Source organism: Hymenobacter segetis, from assembly GCF_038448715.1.
Classification (GTDB): Bacteria; Bacteroidota; Bacteroidia; order Cytophagales; family Hymenobacteraceae; genus Hymenobacter; species Hymenobacter segetis.
This window is the reverse complement of record NZ_JBCEVZ010000002.1, coordinates 215,759-234,105: the sequence shown is the minus strand read 5'-3', so window position 1 is coordinate 234,105 and position 18,347 is coordinate 215,759. Positions and strand designations below refer to the sequence as shown.

The 18,347-nt window shown below is 59.0% G+C and carries 20 protein-coding genes; 5 read left to right on the top strand and 15 right to left on the bottom strand.

The genetic code is table 11. The features are described 5' to 3' along the window. The first annotated feature begins 224 nt into the window (after positions 1–224). Positions 225–494: a hypothetical protein gene (locus AAFH49_RS01995; protein ID WP_342295601.1), complete on the top strand. Its 270-nt coding sequence runs from the start codon at positions 225–227 to the stop codon at positions 492–494. Positions 495–668: 174 nt separating this feature from the next. Here the strand turns inward: AAFH49_RS01995 and AAFH49_RS01990 are convergent, their stop codons facing one another. From AAFH49_RS01990 to AAFH49_RS01955, 8 genes are all read right to left on the bottom strand, one after another. Further along, entirely contained in the window at positions 669–1,160 is a 492-nt protein-coding gene (locus tag AAFH49_RS01990) for a hypothetical protein (protein ID WP_342295599.1), read from the bottom strand. Between the two features lie 115 nt (positions 1,161–1,275). Further along, complete coding sequence (locus tag AAFH49_RS01985; RefSeq protein ID WP_342295597.1) at positions 1,276–1,695, bottom strand: hypothetical protein; 420 nt, start codon at positions 1,693–1,695, stop codon at positions 1,276–1,278. 268 nt (positions 1,696–1,963) lie between these two features. Beyond that, complete coding sequence (locus tag AAFH49_RS01980) at positions 1,964–2,200, bottom strand: hypothetical protein (RefSeq protein ID WP_342295595.1); 237 nt, start codon at positions 2,198–2,200, stop codon at positions 1,964–1,966. Positions 2,201–2,507: 307 nt separating this feature from the next. After that, positions 2,508–2,810 carry a hypothetical protein gene (locus AAFH49_RS01975; RefSeq protein WP_342295593.1) on the bottom strand — a complete coding sequence of 101 codons (303 nt, stop codon included), beginning with the start codon at positions 2,808–2,810 and terminating at the stop codon, positions 2,508–2,510. A 53-nt stretch (positions 2,811–2,863) separates the two neighbouring features. Continuing rightward, positions 2,864–3,721 carry a dienelactone hydrolase family protein gene (locus AAFH49_RS01970; protein WP_342295591.1) on the bottom strand — a complete coding sequence of 286 codons (858 nt, stop codon included), beginning with the start codon at positions 3,719–3,721 and terminating at the stop codon, positions 2,864–2,866. A 31-nt stretch (positions 3,722–3,752) separates the two neighbouring features. Continuing rightward, positions 3,753–4,124 (bottom strand): cupin domain-containing protein, encoded by a 372-nt coding sequence (locus AAFH49_RS01965; RefSeq protein WP_342295590.1) that lies wholly within the window; start codon positions 4,122–4,124, stop codon positions 3,753–3,755. A 208-nt stretch (positions 4,125–4,332) separates the two neighbouring features. Beyond that, the gene (locus tag AAFH49_RS01960; RefSeq protein ID WP_342295588.1) at positions 4,333–5,271 is read right to left on the bottom strand and encodes a GNAT family N-acetyltransferase; all 939 of its coding nucleotides are present in this window, start codon (positions 5,269–5,271) and stop codon (positions 4,333–4,335) included. 12 nt (positions 5,272–5,283) lie between these two features. After that, positions 5,284–5,535 carry a Kazal-type serine protease inhibitor domain-containing protein gene (locus tag AAFH49_RS01955; RefSeq protein ID WP_342295586.1) on the bottom strand — a complete coding sequence of 84 codons (252 nt, stop codon included), beginning with the start codon at positions 5,533–5,535 and terminating at the stop codon, positions 5,284–5,286. Between the two features lie 248 nt (positions 5,536–5,783). Here AAFH49_RS01955 and AAFH49_RS22170 point away from each other — a divergent pair, with 248 nt between their 5' ends. Further along, positions 5,784–6,221, top strand: coding sequence for a CsbD family protein (locus AAFH49_RS22170; RefSeq protein ID WP_425293310.1), 438 nt, complete (start codon positions 5,784–5,786; stop codon positions 6,219–6,221). Positions 6,222–6,346: 125 nt separating this feature from the next. Beyond that, a complete protein-coding gene (locus AAFH49_RS01940) occupies positions 6,347–6,712 on the top strand; it encodes a YtxH domain-containing protein (RefSeq protein WP_342295584.1) in 366 nt (121 codons plus the stop codon). A 280-nt stretch (positions 6,713–6,992) separates the two neighbouring features. Here the strand turns inward: AAFH49_RS01940 and lysS are convergent, their stop codons facing one another. The 6 genes from lysS to AAFH49_RS01910 all read right to left on the bottom strand — a co-directional run bounded on the left by lysS (position 6,993) and on the right by AAFH49_RS01910 (position 15,388). Further along, the gene (lysS, locus tag AAFH49_RS01935) at positions 6,993–8,543 is read right to left on the bottom strand and encodes a lysine--tRNA ligase (protein ID WP_342295582.1); all 1,551 of its coding nucleotides are present in this window, start codon (positions 8,541–8,543) and stop codon (positions 6,993–6,995) included. Positions 8,544–8,774: 231 nt separating this feature from the next. Beyond that, a complete protein-coding gene (locus AAFH49_RS01930; protein WP_342295581.1) occupies positions 8,775–9,863 on the bottom strand; it encodes a hypothetical protein in 1,089 nt (362 codons plus the stop codon). Positions 9,864–10,124: 261 nt separating this feature from the next. After that, positions 10,125–12,290, bottom strand: coding sequence for a carboxy terminal-processing peptidase (locus AAFH49_RS01925; protein ID WP_342295579.1), 2,166 nt, complete (start codon positions 12,288–12,290; stop codon positions 10,125–10,127). 243 nt (positions 12,291–12,533) lie between these two features. Further along, on the bottom strand, positions 12,534–13,385 hold the full coding sequence (locus AAFH49_RS01920) for a hypothetical protein (RefSeq protein WP_342295577.1): 852 nt from the start codon (positions 13,383–13,385) through the stop codon (positions 12,534–12,536). A 209-nt stretch (positions 13,386–13,594) separates the two neighbouring features. Next, positions 13,595–13,963: a hypothetical protein gene (locus tag AAFH49_RS01915; RefSeq protein ID WP_342295575.1), complete on the bottom strand. Its 369-nt coding sequence runs from the start codon at positions 13,961–13,963 to the stop codon at positions 13,595–13,597. Positions 13,964–14,188: 225 nt separating this feature from the next. Beyond that, positions 14,189–15,388: a proline dehydrogenase family protein gene (locus AAFH49_RS01910; protein ID WP_342295574.1), complete on the bottom strand. Its 1,200-nt coding sequence runs from the start codon at positions 15,386–15,388 to the stop codon at positions 14,189–14,191. 148 nt (positions 15,389–15,536) lie between these two features. On the opposite strand from AAFH49_RS01910, the gene AAFH49_RS01905 reads away from it, so the two are divergent. Then, positions 15,537–16,664 (top strand): chorismate mutase, encoded by a 1,128-nt coding sequence (locus tag AAFH49_RS01905; RefSeq protein ID WP_342295572.1) that lies wholly within the window; start codon positions 15,537–15,539, stop codon positions 16,662–16,664. Positions 16,665–16,676: 12 nt separating this feature from the next. Here AAFH49_RS01905 and AAFH49_RS01900 read toward each other — a convergent pair whose 3' ends face one another. After that, positions 16,677–17,117: a hypothetical protein gene (locus tag AAFH49_RS01900; RefSeq protein ID WP_342295570.1), complete on the bottom strand. Its 441-nt coding sequence runs from the start codon at positions 17,115–17,117 to the stop codon at positions 16,677–16,679. A 103-nt stretch (positions 17,118–17,220) separates the two neighbouring features. Here AAFH49_RS01900 and aroB point away from each other — a divergent pair, with 103 nt between their 5' ends. After that, positions 17,221–18,267 (top strand): 3-dehydroquinate synthase, encoded by a 1,047-nt coding sequence (gene aroB / locus AAFH49_RS01895; RefSeq protein WP_342295568.1) that lies wholly within the window; start codon positions 17,221–17,223, stop codon positions 18,265–18,267. Positions 18,268–18,347: the final 80 nt, after the last annotated feature.

Below are 18,347 nucleotides of genomic sequence, written 5' to 3'. Positions count from 1 at the left end.
TAATCTGTTGCTTATTATTAAAAATTGACAAAAATTATACGGCCTATTAACCGCTCATTTTCAGGGATTCAGGTGCTGTTTCCGTCGATTAAAAGAACGGAATGGTCGATAAAATGTGCAACGCGGGTAATAATTTCCCCGTTTTCGGAGTTATTAATTCAGTAGCAAGCCGCTACCGCTGGCGCAAAACGCCCAGTGCACGTACCACCATTACCACCTTTTTTATGCTGCGTACCGCCCTGTTATTTTTCTGCATGTTGGGCTTTTTAGCCTCCGAATCTTACGCTGCGCCGGCCACGGCGGCCTCGTCGCGGCCCATTCACCGGCGCAAGCCCACGGCCGGCAACTACGTGCCGGTGTACCGCTACTATCGCGGCCACAGCAGCCAGAAAACTGGTTTCTTCGGCCTGTTCAAGCACCATTCTAAGGCGGCCAAGCGGCATAGCTCGGCTCCGCGCGTGACGCGTGGGGGCCGGCCGCACCGCACGATGTAGCGCGCGGCCCGTTCGAGACACTACTTAAAAGCGAAAGGCTACTCCTGCATCAGGAGTAGCCTTTCGCTTTTAAGGGCCTGCACTCCGGCCGCACCGCAGGGCGCAAGGCTCCACAGCGCAACAACGCCCCGGCCAACCGGCCGGGGCGTTGTTTTTTCAGATGACGAAGCCGGCTTACTTATCGGCCTTCACTTTGATTTTGTCGCCGTCGGTCGACTTGGCTTTCATTTTCTTCACGTCCGAGTCGCCCATGCCCATGCCGGGGCCACCGCCGCGGTTCATGCGGTCGGCTTGCATGGTGGTGTATTTGGTGTACTGGTCGGCGGTCAGCACTTCCTTGAACTGGGCATCGTATTTGGCGCGGTTGGCTTGCATTTGGTCGCGCATCTGGTCGCGGTTGCCAGCGTCGCGGGCCTGGCCGCGCATGGCCTGCATTTCCTGTCCACGGGCCAGTAGAATCTGCTGCACTTTGGCAGTCTGGTCGGCGTTCAGGCCCAACTCTTGGGTCATGCGGTCGGCCTGGCGCTTGGCCATTTCATCGGGGTTGCCTTGCATGCGGCCGCGGCCCTGCATGGTGCCGGCGGCATCGGGCGTGGTGGTTTGGGCGGCGGCGGTGCCTACGGTGAGCGCACAAACAGCCAGCAGGGGAAACAGAAACTTTTTCATCGGATTAATTAAGAAGTGAGCGTGGAAAAAGAGGAGTGATTGAAAACGGAAGATTCATAAAGAAGCCCCGTTCTGGATAACGGAACGAGGCTTCTGGCGGGCAAGTTGCCGAGGCTTAGCGGTGGTCGTCCCGGCGGTCGTTTTTGTGGGCGGCTTCCCAGCGGGCGCGCTCTTCGGGCGTCACGCGGTGGTTTTTGTCGAAGCCGTAGTTGTTGTCTTTGCGGTCGTCTTTGTAATCCTTACGGTCGTCTTTCCGGTCATCCTTGCGGTCTTTGCGGTCGTCTTTCCGGTCCTCTTTGTAGTCCTTGCGGTCGTTTTTGTGGGCTTCTTCCCAACGCTTGCGCTCATCGGGCGATACTTTGTGCTTCTTGTCGAAGCCGTAGTTGAAATCCTTGTCGTTGCGGTCGTTGAACCGGTCGTTGGGGTTTTGCTGCGTGGGACGGCCGTCGTGGCCGAAAGCGGCCGGAGCGGCGGCAAACGAAGTAGTGGCCAGTAAGCTGGCGGCGGCGAGGATGGAAAAAAACGAAGTTTTCATGATGGTGAAGCGAGCGATGGGTGAAAAAATGGTTTGGTGAATTGGGGGTGTAAAGCGGAGTTGTCAGGTTTCAGGCGTTTGAAAATCAGCGGCGAGAACCAAGGCAGTCTATTGGGGTTGGTGCAAACCTGCGGCCGAAAGCAGCCGTGAAAAAATAAGGTGGACCAAGGGGGCCTTAGCATCGACCAGGTGGGCAAACCACCGGACGAGCTTGCCAAAAGGGCCGGTCACGCCAGGACTGTCAGCGTGGCCGGCCCGGCTTGGCTAATTAGCGGCGGCCGTTGTTGCGGTCGTTTCTGTGGGCGGCTTCCCAGCGGGCGCGCTCCTGGGGCGTCACGCGGTGCTTCTTGTCGAAACCATAGTTGAAGTCTTTGCTGTTGCGGTCGTCGCGGTCGTGGTCGTTGCGGTGGTTGTCATAAGGCCCGGCAGCAGCGGCGGCAAACGAAGGCGTGGAAGAAGCCATAAGCATGGCGGCAGCGATGATGGAAAACAAGGAGGTTTTCATGGTTTCTGAGTGAAGGGGAGTGAAAAATGGAGGGGAAGCGGTGGGCTCGGTTGCTGCAGGCAGCGGGCTCCGGAATGTGAGAATCGACTCATCCTGCCAGGGTATTTGCAAACCACCGGCCACATCCCGTCCGGAAATAAAAAGGTGGACGGACGGGCCGGATACCCCGACCAGACCGCCCACTTCCCGGACTTAGAACCCATTTAAACAGGTCAGAAAAAGGTCATTCCGACGCAGCAGGAAGCTGAGTAGAGCCGTTCCAACAGCTTCACTCAGCTTCCTGCTGCGTCGGAATGACAGTTTGCGCCTACTCCACCAGCCCCAGCGTGCGGGTCAGCTTATTCTTCGGAATGGTGAAACGCAGGCTCTGGTCGCCTTTTTTCGACCGCTCGCGGCGGCGGTCCACCAGCGCCTGCACCTTGTTTTCGTCCTCGTTGCGCGAAAACAACACGCTCGCCGCATCCGCAATCAGCGACACGGCGCGCGGCACCGGCACGCTTACCTGCTCATAGTCAGGGTCGGGCGACGGTGGGGGCTGGGTTTGGGCCAGCGCCCCGCCGGCCCGCAACAGCAGAAACGGAAGCAGAATGGGTAGTTTTCTGAGCGACATGGGCAGCGGATGGATATTGCAAAGATGCCGCAAAATGCCCCGCCGTTGCCCGGCTACCCCAGTTTTTCCTTGAATAATCGCAACGTGCGGTCCCAGGCCAGCTTGGCGGCCTCGGCGTTGTAGCGGGCGGGGGAGGTGTCGTTGTTGAAGGCGTGGTTCACGCCCTCATACACGTACAGCTCGTACTTGGTGCCGGCCGCTTTCAGGGCCGCTTCGTAGGCCGGAATGCCGGCGTTGATGCGCTGGTCGAGGCCGCCGTAGTGCAGCATCACGGCCGCTTTTATCTGGGGCACATCCTCGGTCTTGGGCTGCTGGCCGTAGTAGGCCACGGCGGCGTTCAGCTTGGGGTCGTGCACAGCCAACTGGTTGGCCAAGCCGCCGCCCCAGCAGAAACCCACCGCGCCGGTGCGGCCGTTGCAGTCGGGCCGGGCGCGCAGATATTCCAGCGCTTTGAGGTAGTTATTGAGGTTTTTCACCGGGTCGAGCTGGCCGATGAGCTCGCGGCCCTTGTCCTCGTCGGCCGGCGTGCCGCCCACCACTGACAGCGCATCCACGCCCAGCGCCAGATAGCCGGCCTGGGCCACGCGCCGCGTTACGTCCTTAATGTGCGGCGTCAGCCCTCGGTTTTCGTGGATGACCACCACCGCGCCGCGCTTCTGGCGGCCCTTGGGGTGCACCAGGTAGCCCCGCACGGGGCTGCCATCGCCAATCCAGGTTACTTCTTCGGCTTCCAAATCATCGGCCTCGGGGGCGATGGTGGCCGCCGCCGCGTAGCCCGGCTCCAGCACCGAAAGCGCCGTGAGGGCCAGCGCCGTACCGCCGGCCAGCTTTATCAGCCGGTCCATAAACTCCTTGCGGGTGAGCGGGGCGTGGGTATACTCGTCAAAAAGATTGATGATGCGCTGGTCCATGAGGCTAAATGTAAGCGGTTTATGGCTTGCGCTATTCTTCTTCGCGGTGCACCGTGTCGGGGCTGAACGCCGGCACGCAAATAGACCAGTATTCGCACTCTGCATCAAACGGATTGGAATAGCGCACCCGCGCGCCTCCCTTAATCAGCAGCGCCTGCCCGGCCTGCAACTCCACCACGTCGCCGTCGATTTCAAAGCGCTTCCGGCCGCGCACCACGATGGTAATTTCATCGAACGTGGGCGTCTGGTGGGGCTCGCTCCAGTGCGGCGGGGCCACCATGTGAGCCAAGCTGTAGGCCGAGGTGCCGGTACTGGCCCCGCCCACATGCTCTTCAATGAGCTTGCCATCGGTGGTGGGCACTACAAAAGGAGCGGGGTTGAGGATGTAGCGTTTTTCGGACATTGTTAGAGTGGAATGAGGTGTGGTACGGTTTGAAGTAAGAACTACGAATAACGTCATGCTCATCTGGCGTCCGCACAGCCGAAGCATCTCGCGTGCGGCAGTAATTCAATCGTAGAAAAAGGAATTTAGTGGTAGCACGCGAGATGCTTCGGCTGTGCGGACGCCAGATGAGCATGACGTTCTTGTTCATACTAAACGGCAGCTGCCTCTACGGCTTCAGCTTTTCCAGCAACTCAAAAAGCCGCGAATTGTATTTCCAGACAAAGAAATACGGTGTCTGCACCGCGCCAAAGCGCACGCGAATCCGCTCCACGCCCGGCAGCATACTGCCCTCAAAGTCGAAGCAACCCAGATTCAACACCTCGCTGGCATAGCGGATGCACTCCCAGGCCAGCAACACGCCCGCGCCGCTGGCCCGCAGAGCCGGGTCGTCGCCGGCCAGCAGGAAGTAGGCCGTGGTAGCATCCCAAATCAAATACGCCACCGAATGCACCCGGCCCTGCTCATCCACGGCAAAAAACAGCTGCCGGGCCTCGGCTGCCTCTAAAGCCGCATCGAGCCGCCGGAACTGCGCGGCCGAATACGGCGCGGGCAAGTCCTGGCGGGTAAAGCTGAGCATATTAACGCGGTAGAATTCATCGAGTGGCAAGTCGTGTACCACGCGCACTTTCTGGCGGGCCAGCCGGATATCGCGCCGAATGCCGGTGCCCAGGCCAGCTTCTACCTGCTGCAAATCGCGCAGCTGGTGCAGGCGGTAGGTATAGAAAGTCGTCTGCTTATAATTCTCCCAGTAAAAGGGCAGCCAGTTGGTAACAGTAGGGTAGAAGTTCTGCTTGAAGGCCGCAAAATCCGGCAGCTGCGCAATCAGCGCCTTCAGCAGCTCATGCTCCTTCGGCAGCCGGCCCCGGAACTCGGGCAGCACATACGGCCCCAGCCATTTCACAAAGGGCGGCATCGTGACGTAACGGAACGGGCCTTTCTGCTTAAAGAAATACGGCAACGCCGCTACTACGCGGCCTTTTTCCTCGGCCAGTACTACGTCCCAAGTGCCGCCTTCGGTGCAGGCGTCCAGGTACCACGGCTGGCTGAACACCGGCACGTCGGGCGCGGTGCGGCAGAAGTCGTGGTAGCGGGCTTTGGCGGACATCAACGAACAGATTTACTTGGCCGGAGCCGTGGCGCAGGGGCCGGGCGTGGTGGTGCGCACGCCCGCGTTGGTGGCCGCGCAGGGGTTGGCGTAGGTCTTGCCGTTGCAGCCGCACACGGGCTTGTATTCCATGGTGCAAATGCCGTTCGGGTTGATTTTACTCGAATCGATGCAGTCGGCGGTGGTGGCCGTGGGCACGGCCTGACGCTGGCAGGAAGCCGCGCTCAGCAGCAGGGCCGCACCCCAAATCCAATGCTTTATCATAGTGCCAGAAAGTAGGAGAGGGGCGAAGCTACACCGCCCGCCCGGGATTTGGCCTGACCCGTAAACCGAGATATTGAGGAATGCGGATGTCCGCAGGAAAATTTTCCTGCAATCTCAACCCCCGGCGGAGCGTTTCGTATAGTCAGCCAGAACCAAGCGCCGCCGCAAACAAACCACCCGGTTTTAAATTCGGCACCGCGCTGCTCTAAACGAACTTTCACCCCCATTCACCCTTCATTACCTACACCATGTCGTACCACGAAGAAGACAACAACGCCGGTAAAATCCTTTTAGCTGCTCTCGCCGGTGCCGGTGCTGGCATTATTGCCGGTATGCTGCTGGCTCCCGATAAAGGTTCGGCCACCCGCGAAAACTGGAAAGGCGTTGCCTCCAAATACAGCGGCCAGCTCGGCGAGCAAGCCACCAAGCTGGGCTCCGACCTCGAAACTAAATTTAAAGAATACGCTGGCAAGCTGGAGGATATGGGCGTGAGCCTGCCCGGCAGCAGCCTGAAAATGAAAGGTGCCTGGGACGAAATCAAAGGCAAGCTGAAGCAGCAATATGCCCAGCTGACCGACGAGGACCTGACCTACACCGAAGGCAAAGGCGACGAGCTGGTAGGCAAACTGCAAGACAAGCTCGGCAAAGGCAAAGCCGAAATCACCAAAATGCTGAACGACATGTAATCTGGCTTTCAGCCTGATTATTTAAAGCCCCGCGCCGGAAGGTGCGGGGCTTTTTTGTGGCCCCAACCAGTCGGGCCGCTTTCCCGTTAGGTAATAATCAAATTCCTCCATTTTCCTGCAAACCCATGAAAGACGACAAAGGCAAAGTCATTTTCTCGCTCATCGCCGGGGCTACCGCTGGCATCGTGGCCGGCCTGCTGCTGGCCCCCGAAACCGGCGATGACACCCGTTCCAACCTGCGCAAGTCGGCCGCCAAATGGGCCGGCGACCTCAGCAAGCTGGCCACCGACACCCTGGCCAAAGTGCAGGGCCAAGCTGCTGCCAGCTCCACCAACCCCGACGCCGCCGTGAGCGACGACAAGCAGGCCGCCGACCGCCTCCTGCAAAACCTGAGCAGCGGCACGCCCTCCACGGCCCACACCCACAACGAGGATAACCCCGACTATGACGGTTTCGGCGACGACACTCGCCACCAGCCCAACTTATCGTAACTCTCGCCAAAAAAATATTCTTTCTCTACTGTAACCCAAGGCGCTACAGTTCCGTATAACTCCCTACAATCGCCTTGAAAGAAGGCCGAAAATATTGTCAGTAAGATTGCCGTCCGTAGGAGCTTCTAGCGAAATTGGTCAAACAACTCGGTAGTAAAATCAGACGTTCCATCGCAAATTCCTGTCAAGAAAAGCGGTTTGAAGGGTAGGGAGATTGTAAAAAGAAAAGCCCCGCACGACATTTCGTGCGGGGCTTTTCCGATTTTAGGCCGTTTCGGGCTTACTTCTCCTCGTGCTTCTCTTTCTGTACGTTTTCCGGCTTCATCTGCGGGAAAAACAGCACGTCCTGTATCGAGGGCGAGTTGGTCATAATCATGCTAAGACGGTCGATACCGATGCCCAGGCCGGCCGTGGGCGGCATGCCGTACTCCAGGGCGCGCAGGAAGTCCTCGTCAAGCACCATGGCTTCGGTGTCGCCGCGCTTGCCCAGTTCCAGCTGGTCCTCGAAGCGCTGGCGCTGGTCGATGGGGTCGTTGAGCTCGGAGAAGGCGTTGCAGATTTCCTTGCCGTTGCACACGGCCTCGAAGCGCTCTACCAGACCCGGCCGGTCGCGGTGCTTTTTGGCCAGCGGCGACATTTCCACCGGATAATCGGTGATGAACGTGGGCTGGATGAGTTTGGGCTCCACGTGTTCGCCAAAAATCTCATCGATGAGCTTGGACTTGCCCATGCTGGGGTCCACGTGCACGTTCAGCTCCTGGGCGGTGGCACGCAGGGCCTCTTCGTCCATCTCGCCGATGGCCTTGCCGGTGTACTTCTCAATGGCCTCGAACATGGTGTAGCGCTGCCAGGGCCGCTGGAAGTTGATGACGTTCGCGCCCACCTGTACTTCGGTTTTGCCGTGCAGGGCCATGGCCACGCGCTCCACCATTTCCTCCACCAGGTCCATCATCCAGGCGTAGTCCTTGTAGGCCACGTAGAGTTCCATCTGAGTAAACTCAGGGTTGTGGAATCGCGACATGCCCTCGTTGCGGAAGTCCTTGCTGAACTCGTACACGCCATCGAACCCGCCCACAATCAGGCGCTTGAGGTACAGTTCGTTGGCAATGCGCAGGTACAGCGTCATGTCCAGCGTGTTGTGGTGCGTGGTGAAGGGCCGGGCCGCCGCGCCGCCGTAAAGCGGCTGCAGAATCGGGGTTTCCACCTCCAGGTAGCCCTTGTCGTTCAGGAAATTGCGCATCGACTGCACCAGCTGCGTGCGCTTGATGAAGGTATCGCGCACCTGCGGGTTCACGGCCAAGTCCACGTAGCGCTGACGGTAGCGCTGCTCGGGGTCGGTGAAAGCGTCGAAAGTCGTGATTTCGCCGGTGGCCTCGTCCTTCTGGGTTTTCACCACGGGCAGTGGGCGCAGGGCTTTCGAGAGTAGTTTCAGCTCCGTAACGTGCACGGAGGTTTCGCCCACCTGCGTCTTGAACACGTGACCTTTCACGCTGATGAAGTCGCCCAAATCGAGCAGCTTCTTGAACACCACGTTATACAGCGTCTTATCCTCGCCGGGGCAGATTTCGTCCCGGTTGATGTAGAGCTGAATGCGGCCCGTAGTGTCCATCAGCTCGGCGAACGAGGCTTTGCCCATCACCCGCGACGACATCAGCCGCCCAGCCAGCGTCACGTCCTGAAAGTTATTAAGCTCGGGATGATAGTTGTCGTGGATTTCCTTGGCGTAAAACGTCACGTCCACCAGAGCCGACGGGTACGCTTCGATGCCCAGCTTTTCCAGTTCTTCGAGTTTCTGACGGCGCAGGATTTCTTGTTCGCTGAGGTGTTGCATAAAGTATCTGAACCACGGATTGGCTGCGCCGACCTTCGGTTCGCTCGGATTTCTCGGATTCCACGGATTTTGTGGACGATTAAATCTGCGAATCAGTAAGCTTGCACAAGCAAGTGCGCCGCGGTAAGTAAAAAGTGAACCGCAAAAGTACGGCACGAAAAAAGCCGCTCCGAAACCGGAGCGGCTTTCTATTCACAAAATCCGAATAATCTGGCCAATCCGCCGTCGTGATTAGGCGGCCATGCGGTACTGCGGAGCCTCGGCGTTGAGGGCTGGGGCGCTCGGCGGGGTAGGGGCCAGCACCGGCTCGACGCGGGTACGCAGCCGCTCCTGCACAAAACCAGCCTGCAAGTGTAGCGGCAGCTCGGCCACCAACTGGCGGTAGCGCTCCAGACCCAGAGCCTTGGCCACGTAGGTTTCGTGTACACCGTTGAGGTAGCTCACAATATTCAGCAACGAGGCGTGGAAGAGGCGGAAGTCAATGTCAGCCTCCACGTAGCGCTCAATCTCACGGCTGGTCTGCGAAATGCGCAGGCGACCCAGCAAATCGAAGATGGTAGTGTAGCCCAGGCGCCAAGTAATCTGCTGCCAATGCGCAGCCGTCCATTTGTCAAGCGGGCGGCCGGTTTTCTGGCTGCGGATGGCCGTGTTGGGGTTGGCCTGCACCTGGGCGCGGGTCCATTGCGCCTGCATCTTACGTGTGGTGCGCAGAAACTGGCCCACTTGGGCCTGAGCGTCAATCTCCTTACTGGCAATGTGCAGCCCGGCCTTGTAGCCCGCCAACGGCAGGCGATGAATGCTAAAGTCACCGTAAGCCCCGGCCGCGTAGAACGACACCGGACGCGGGTAGGCATTCTTCACCACCAGCCGGCCCACTTCACGGCGCATCAGCTGGCCGTTGTTCGAGCGCACGCCGGTGGTGTACAGAAATGCCTGCAAGCCCGACCAGATGGCGTGGTACGCCTGCGGAAACGTCCAGTGCAGGGCATTGCGCAGGAAGTTCTCATCACCCAGCTCGGCCGTGGCACGCAATGCGTACTCGGTGCTCCAGCTGGTATGCAGCATCTTGGTGAGCGCGGCCACGTCGGCATCGTTCAGCTCAGCCGTGTGGCTGCGGAAAAACGGCAGGTTCTGCAAGCCGCCGAGGGCGTCGTCGTTTTCCTGAATGTGATAGTTGATAGCGAAGAAATAGTTGAGGAAAACCTGCGCCGGGATGGATTTGCGCCAGGTTTCATCAGCTAGCTTCTGCTGTTGCTCATCGGCGATAGCAGCTACCGACGGGTTGAGCGGGATGATGCGGGTTTCCTCTTGAGTAGTCATACCAGATAAACAGCAGGAGGCATGCTTTTAGTTGCTCGATTGCTAATTTTTTTGACAAAATTTACTAAAGAAATAATCATTGATAATCAGTATGTTGTGGGTAATTGTCTAGGCATGATGTGTAAGATTTTTGACAGGTGATTTACTAACAGGTTTGACCGGCTGGTGTAAGGTCTAAAAAAAGCCCCCGCTTCGATTGAAACGGGGGCTTCGCAAACTACACTGCTTCTGGAAGCGGCAACGCCACTCCATCATCAGACATTATTTTATCTCGTCCTGAATCACCGCCACGGCTTCGCCGATGGTGATATCCTTCTTCAGGCTCTTGGTGAAGCGGGCGGCCCGGTTCACCTTCACTGTGTCGCCACCCACGGCGCGCACATCGGCGGCCAGTGGCGAGAAGGCTAGGGCGGTATTGGTTTTCTGAGCAGCCTCGTAGCGGTCCGAAATGGCTTTCGACTCCTGCTGCTCGGCGCGGTAGGCGCTCAGCTTCAGCGAAACCGTAGTTTCGTCCTTGCGCTTGCGCATGCTCTTCACCATCTCATCCATCACCTTGAAGCTGGGATTGGTGGCCACACGGGCTTTGCTGCCGGCGCGGAGCTTGTCGAGCGACGGCGCGGCGTCCCAGGTGCGGTAGCGGGCGGGCTGAATCTCATCCCATTTCAATGGGTAGTCCGACTCCTTTTCACCTTCATCGAGGTATGAATACAAGTCCGGCACCACGATATCAGATGCCACACCTTTGAACTGGGTCGAGCCCCCGTTCACGCGGTAGAATTTTTGGGTAGTGAGTTTGAGCGAGCCAATGGGCTTCACGTTGTTCAGTTCCGAAGGCAGGGCCTCATCAAGGTCGAAGATGCGCTGCACCGTGCCCTTGCCGTACGTGCTGGTCGAGCCCATGATTACACCACGGTGGTAGTCCTGAACGGCAGCGGCCAGAATCTCCGAAGCCGAGGCGCTGTATTTGTTCACCAGCAGCACCAGCGGGCCGCTGTACTGCACGCGGGGGTCATTATCGGTCAGCACCTGGGTGTGGCCCTGGCCGTCGCGCACCTGCACCATGGGGCCGCTGGGCATAAACAGGCCGGCCATCGAAACCGCATCGCTCAGCGAGCCGCCGCCGTTGAAGCGCAGGTCCATCACAATGCCCTTCACGCCTTCAGCATTCAGTTTGGCCAGTTCTTTCTTCACGTCATCCGACGAGCTGCGGCCGCCGTTGTCGTTGAAGTCGGCATAGAAGCCGGGCAGGCGCAGGTAGCCAATTTTCTGGCCTTTGTCAGTGATAATCGACGACTGCGCGTACTTGTCTTCCACCACCACGATGTCGCGGATAATCGGAACAATCTTGGTGCTGCCGTCGGGCTTTTTCACCGTCAGGCGTACTTCCGAGCCTTTTTTACCCCGAATCAGGGTCACCGCCTTAGTCGTGTGCCAGCCTTCGATGCTCACCGGCTCGGCTGCGCCTTGGGCCACGCGCAGGATGGCGTCGCCCTTTTTCAAATCGCCCTGACGAGCTGAAGCCGAACCCGGCATGATTTCCTCGATGTAAATCAGGCCATCCTTCTCGCGCAGCGTAGCCCCGATGCCTTCAAAGCGGCCGGTCATTTCGTAGTCGAAATCCTCCTTGGCTTTGGGGGCGAAATACTCGGTGTGCGGGTCGTAGGTATTGGCAATGGTGTTGGCGTAGGTCGCCAGACGCTCATTGGCGTCGGTATCGTTGATTTCGTCAAACTGGTCGTCGTAGTATTTCAGCACGCGCTTGCGGGCTTCGGCTTCCATCTGGGCGGGCGTGCGCACGGGCTCCGCAGCGGTGGGGGCCGAGGCATCGGCGGCAGCTGGCGCGGCAGTAGCACCGCTGGGCTTGGCTACTTTGGCCTTCTCCTGGGCTTCCATCATTTCCGAAACGCGGCTCAGGGTCTCGTACTTCAGCAGCTTGCGCCACAACTCGCGCTGGGCGGCTTTATCGGCCGGGAAAGGCGCTTTCTCGAAATCGGTCTGGAAGGTTTCGTCCACCGTGAAGTCAAAAGGCTTGGCTAGGATGTCGCGATACAGGCCCTGCATTTCCTTGGTGCGGTCGGCCATCAGTTTGGTGCTGAGGTCGAGAAACTCGTGGGTGCCGTTCTTCACCTCGTCGTCAATCTGCGTCTGGTAGCGGCGCAGCTGGTCCACATCGCTGGCCAGCAGGAACTGCTTGCGGTAGTCGAGGTGCTTGAGGTACAAGTCGAATACGCGCTTGGAGAAGGCGTCATCGACCTTTTCGGGCTGATAATGGGCCGCCGATAAGCCCTGCAACATCGTGCCAATCAGCACCTGGTCCTTACTCGGTGCCGCCGAGTCGGCCCGGCGAAACAGCCGGTACGAAGCCAGAACAAACACAGCTGCCACCAAAAAAGCGTACAGCCCGACCTTCAAGCGGGGAAATGACATCTGCAAAAGATAAAAAACGGGATGAAAATCAAATATACGGAGATTGCCAGGCAACGCAGGCACGCAATCCCTGCCGCAAAAACGCCTAAGCGGGGGGAATAAGTGCCCGGTTTTGTAAATGGCTGCCGATGAGCAATTATTAGTCTACAAACTGTCTAAACTGACCGAAGGTTGCAATAAAAAAGCCTTTCCCAGACGGGAAAGGCTTTTTTGATGACTAACAGGCCGGAACCTGCGACGAGACTAGTACTTGTAAATCTTGTCGCCGTTGTTGCGGCGGAACTCGTCTTCGAAGTATTTGGCATCCTCGGCGTTGCGGGGCTTCACGCCCATCACAATGCCGCCGTTCTTGATGCCGCTTTCGTACTCAGCAGCGTGCTCCTCGGGGATGCCCGAGCCTACCAGGGCGCCTACCAGGCCACCCGTGAGGCCACCGGCACCAGCGCCGGCCAAAGCTGCGGCCAGCGGGCCGGCAATAATCAGGCCCAGGCCGGGCAAGGCTACCGAAGTACCGATGGCGGCAATGGCACCGATGATAGCACCAGCCGTGCCACCGATGGCCGAGCCTACGCCGGCACCTTCCATGGCTTTGTCGCCGAGGTCAGAATGCACGGTATCGTCACCGAAATGGGTTTTGCGGGTTTCGTCCGACATGAGCAGGTTCACGTCGTCTTTACCGTAGCCGCGCGAATGCAGGGCATCGTAAGCTTTCTCGGCGCTGCTACGGTCGCGGAACATGCCGCTCATGGTGCTGCCATCGCGGTAAGGCTCGCCGGTTACGGCGTGGGCGGCGCTGTCGGCCGTGTTCTGCACGCCATCAATAGCGCGGCCTACTACGGCACCGGCAGTGCCGGCTACAGCAGCACCTTTGGCGGTAGCGCTAAAATCGTCGCCGTCAACGGCGTTGGAAACGCTGGCTCCCGAAGAAGAAGAAACGCCCGTGCCCGACGTGGAGCCGGTGCCCGCATTGTAGCTGGTGCCTTCATTGCTGAGGCCGGTGCTGTTGCCCATGCCGGTACCAGTGTTCTGGGTGCCGTAGTTAGAGCCTGCGCCGGTGCCAGTGTTTTGCGGGTTGTTCGAATCGTTGGTGTTCATGGGAAGGGAATAGAATGTGAATAGGAAATCCAGTCATAGCGGCTGGAATATGTCCCTTCAACGGGGGCATCTTAACGGGGGTTACGGTAAGCCCGAATTCTATTCCTTCTGCTTTATATACTACTGTTGGGGAATAAAAAAACAGCGCATTCACCTGGCAAGTTGCTCATGTTGAATGCGCTGTCGTAGAATTTTGCTTTTCAGGTGCCTCAGGAAAATTTCTGAAAATTTTCTTCGTCGCGCCAGAAGGCCCTGCAGTCGCGGATGAGATTTTTCAAGAATTCCTCGTCCTGTTTGAGGCTGCGCCATTCGCCCATTCCCATCTTCTCGCACAGCTTGTAAAAGTTGTCGCCCTGACCTTTCGAGCCCTGCACTTTCACCAGCGCGCTCAGGGGCGGGCGGCCGGCTTCGTGCTCGGTGGCGGATATTTCGGCCAGCATTTCGTTGAGCCGGGATTTTTCGTGCGAAATCTCCAGATTGAGCCCCAATTCGGCTTCCTGCACCAGCGTGAGGTAGCTCACGGTACCGGTTTGCAACCGGGAATAGCGAATTAAATACGTGCGAATACGACCAATCATGGCAGGGTTACAAGTGAACAAAAAACCGTTTTGGGGGCTGAAAATTAGTGATTTTTAACTACCAAACGCAACCAGTCGGCCACAGCTGCGCCCGTAATTTTCAGCCCTGCGGTTTCGCTCCTAACCACAATCGTTCCTAAATTTTATTTTGAGCCGACAGAATACCGGACCAGGGCTGTTTTAACGCCGTTTTTGGTGTAAGATATTGGCCTGGGTCGTACATAATTATTGCCCCCGGCGGCGGCGGATTTCTTTTTGAATAAGCAAAAATTCCCGGCTGCTCTGGCCGGAGATGGCGGTGTTCTCGTCGGCGCGGCGCAGCAGGTAGGGCATCACGGCGGCCACGGGACCATAGGGCAGGTACTTGGCGGTGTTATAGCCGGCGTTGGCGAGGTTGTAGGTGAGGTTGTCGCTCATGCCGTAGAGCTGGGCGAACCACACGCGCGGGTCGTTGGGCGCAATGTGGGCCTGCTGCATGAGCTGGGTGAGCAGCAGCGAGCTGGCCTCGTTGTGCGTGCCGGCGCAGATGCTGATGCGGTCGATGTGGTCGATGCAGTAGCGCAGGCTTTCGTTATAGAGGTCGTCGGTGGCTTGCTTGGTGGGGTTGATGGGGTTCTGGTAGCCGCGCTGCTTGGCTACGCGGGCTTCCTTTTCCATGTAGGCCCCGCGCACCAGCTTGGCTCCCATGTAATAGCCGGCTTCGGCGGCGTGGTCGTGGGCGGCTTGCAGGGCTTCGAGGCGGTCGCGCCGATAGAGCTGGTACGTATTCCACACAATGGCCTTCTCGCGGTTATACTTGGCCATCATGTCGTAAGCCAGTAGGTCGATGGTGTGCTGAAACCAGCTTTCCTCAGCATCGACGAATAGCCGCACGCCATACTGGTGGGCGCGGGCGCACAGGGCCTCCACGCGGGCCACGGCACGGGCGTGGGCAGCTTCCTCGGCAGGCGTGAGGAGCTGGCCGGCCTGGATTTTTTCGAGAATGGCCACGTTGGCCACGCCGGTTACTTTGAAGACCGAAAACGGAATGTGGCTGGAGCGGTGAGCTTCGTCGATGGTGGCCAGGATTTCGTCGCGGGTGCGGTCGTAGCTCTGGTCGCTGCCTTCGCCTTCCACCGAGTAGTCGAGGATGGTGCCGATGTTGTATTTGCCCAGCTCAGCCGTCACAGGGCGGCATTCGGCGATGGTTTCGCCGCCGCAGAACTGCTCGAAAATGCTGTGTTTGATGAGGAACTTGGTGCCGGGAATTCCCCATTTGAGGGCCGCTTTCATGAGGCCGCTGCCGGTTTTCACGAGGCTGCCGTTGTTCATGGCGGCGAACAGGGCATACACCTTGCGAAGCTGCGCATCAGACTTGGATGCGAAGGCGACGCGGGTATCCTCAAAGGAAACGGGCGGGGCCTGGGTAGGGGGAGCAATAGACATAAGCTGCAACTTAAAAACGTGGGAATTGGGCGGGATGGGAATTGGCCGCGAAGGTAGAAAGCAAACAACGTTTCGGGGAAACGAGTTACGTTTGCCGGGCTTTTCGGCGGCTGATTGGCCGCTGGCTATTATTTGTCCCTTTCGCAGAATGCTTCCCGATACTGATACGTATTTCACCCGCTTGCTGGCCCAGAAAGGCCAACCGTTATTGATTGCCGGGCCGTGTTCGGCCGAAACCGAAGAGCAGGTGATGGCCACCGCCCACGGCCTGAAAGCGTTGGGGAAGATTGATTTGTTCCGGGCCGGCATCTGGAAGCCGCGCACCCGGCCGGGCTCGTTTGAGGGCATGGGTGCGGTGGCGCTGCCCTGGCTGCAGCGCGTGAAGGCCGAAACGGGCATCCCGACGGCCATTGAAGTAGCCACGCCGCGCCACGTCGAGGAGGCATTGGCGCACGGCATCGACGTGCTCTGGATTGGGGCGCGCACCACCGTCAATCCCTTCGCAGTGCAGGAGTTGGCCGATGCCCTGGCCGGCACCGGCATGCCAGTGATGGTGAAAAACCCCGTGAACCCCGACGTGGCCCTCTGGGCCGGCGCGCTGGAGCGGATGGAGCGGGCCGGAATTACGGATTTGGCGGCTATCCATCGGGGGTTCAGTACGTTTGCGCCCAGCCGTTACCGCAACGCGCCCACCTGGATTCTGCCCATTGAGCTGAAAACGCGGTTTCCGCACATCCCGCTCATCTGCGACCCCAGCCACATTGGCGGGCGGCGCGATTTGCTGCTGCCCATCGCCCAAAAGGCTCTCGATTTGGACTACGATGGCCTCATCATCGAAACCCACCCCGACCCCGACCACGCCCTGAGCGATGCCGAGCAGCAGGTGACGCCCCAGCGCCTGGGCGAAATCCTGAACGAGCTGAAGTACCGCTACCGCTCCAGCAACAACGCCGATTACCTCAACAAAGCCGAGGAGCTGCGCCAGAAAATGGACGTGGCCGACCGTGAAATCGTGGAAGCCCTGGCCCGCCGCATGGCCCTAGTAGAGGAGCTGGCTGAATACAAAAAGGAAAACAACGTGAAAATCCTGCAATTCGACCGCTGGCAGGAAATCTTCCGCACCCGCACCGACTGGGCCGGCAAGCTGAACGTGAACGCCAAATTCGTGGCTGAGCTCTACAAACTCATTCACATCGAAAGCATTCGTAAGCAAACCGAGGTGCTCAACGGCCGCCCGCAAGTGGACGGCGTGGAGCACCTCGGGCCGGGCTTGTAGAGGTGGGTTGGGCTACGGCTGTGCACGCACGTAGGTGTCGCGCGGGGCATCGCAGGGGCTGCCGTAGTCCAGCACCAGCGTATCGGCCTGAATGGTGAATTGCACGTCGCGCGGCCCGATATTAGCCACCGCATCGGTGAGGCGCAGGCCCGCGCCGGGGTTCGGCAGGCCGCACAAGGTCACGGCGGCGGGCTGGTACGTGCCGTTTGTGAACGGATACGGTGCGGGCTGCGGAGCGAAGCGGCTGAAGGTGAATGTGGTGGCGGTAAACGTCAGCGTTTCATTTGGCAAGGGTGTGGGGGCACAATAGCACTGGCGGTTTACCAGGCGCCAAGTGCCGATAAGACCAGAATCAGCCCGGGGTTCGGAGTCTTTTTTGCAGCTGCTGAAGCTGGCCGACACCAGCAGCAAGAGGAGGGAAGTGGCGAAGCGCATGACGATAAGAATTAACATAAGAAAGGAAGAAATCCGCTGAATAATGCCCTGACCGGCCAACCGCCGCCAAGGTTGCGCCGCCAGTAGCCGGCCCGCAATTTTTTGTGCCGACTTTTGCCCCATGGATAATTCCGTCATCATTGGCCCCCAGGCCCTGCCTGCTTTGGCCGAGCTGCTGCATCGCCCCGCCGTGAGCCGCGTGTTTGTGCTGGCCGACAGCAACACCGCCCGCCACTGCCTGCCGCTGCTCGAACACCACTTGCCGGCCGATTATAAGCTCATCGAAATACCCGCCGGCGAGGAGTATAAAACGCTGGCCAGCTGCGATACCGTGTGGGGCGAACTCACCGGGCAGCGCGCCGACCGCCATGCCGTGCTCGTGAACCTAGGCGGCGGCGTGGTTACCGATTTGGGCGGCTTCGCGGCGGCGCTGTACAAGCGCGGCATCCGGTTTGCACAGGTGCCCACCACGCTGCTGGCGCAGGTAGATGCCAGTGTGGGCGGTAAAACGGGTGTTGATTTTCAGGGCTATAAGAATCAATTGGGCGTATTTCAGGAGCCGGCTGGTGTGTTTATCGAGCCGAAATTTCTCGAAACGCTCGACCCTCGTCAGCTCAAATCCGGCTATGCCGAAGTCATCAAGCACTGGCTCATTGCCGATGCGGACGCCTTCAACACCAACCGCCGCCTGGGCTGGCTGACGGACAACTGGACCGATATCATCCGCGAATCGGTGGCCCTCAAGCAGCGCATCGTGGCCGAAGACCCGCTCGAAGCCGGCCCGCGCAAGCTGCTCAATTTCGGCCATACCGTGGGCCACGCATTGGAAAGCTACCTGCTCACCCAGCCCGGCCGCGAGGCCCTGCACGGCGAGGCCGTGGCCGCCGGCATCGTCTGCGAAAGCTGGCTATCGGTGCAGCGCGGTCTGCTGAGTGCCGAGGAACTGGACAAAATCGAAACCTTCGTGTTTTCGGTGTTCGACAAGCTGGATTTCGTGACGCTGGAAACCAACGCCATCGCCGAATTCGCGCTCCAAGACAAGAAAAATGCGGGTGCCACCATCAATTGCACGCTGCTCAGCGGCATCGGTCACGGCGTGTACGACCAGCCCGTGACACTGGCCGAAATCGCCGAATCCCTGCGCTATTATCACCGGCTGCAAGCGTAGCCCTGTAGCGCATGCTTTAGCTTGCGCCCGGTCGCAAATCTTATTTCAACGGCGCTTGCAGTGCAAGCGCCCTCATTACC